The 403-nt window shown below is 56.8% G+C and carries 1 protein-coding gene; it reads right to left on the bottom strand.

Translation table 11 applies throughout. The features are described from left to right. On the bottom strand, positions 1-399 hold a 399-nt coding region (locus DEO48_RS15545; protein WP_258306107.1), incomplete at its 3' end, for a type VI secretion system baseplate subunit TssG. Positions 400-403: the final 4 nt, after the last annotated feature.

The raw sequence follows: 403 nt of genomic DNA, 5'->3' as shown, positions 1-403 counted from the left end.
GCGTACGGCTTCATTACCGAGGCCCACCAGCGCAAACATCTGACGGGAGAACCCGTCCCGTCCGTCGTCCTGAAAACGGACATGGTAGCGATACTTACGCCATATCCGGTGAAGAAGGGTCAGCAGGCGATGATGGAAAAAATCCAGAAACAGCCCGAGACGCGATTCCTGCCACGCGTACTCCCAGGCCAGTTCGTCAAGGTAATAGCCGGGCATCGGAGACTGGCTGCCATGCAGACCCAGAAAGGCCACTTCAAGATGGCGCAACCCACTGTCGTCCTGGCTTAAGCTGACAATGTCGCCGGGATGAAAGCCCAGCGAAGCCGTGGCAGTAAAGCGCACACGCTCCTGTTCAGGGTGAATATCCTGGTCAGATTCGGGATCGACGTTTTCCAGCAAATGG

Origin of the sequence: Enterobacter sp. CGMCC 5087 (genome assembly GCF_003144775.1) — a bacterium.
GTDB lineage: Bacteria > Pseudomonadota > Gammaproteobacteria > Enterobacterales > Enterobacteriaceae > Enterobacter > Enterobacter cloacae_M.
This window is presented reverse-complemented; position numbering and strand designations above follow the sequence as displayed.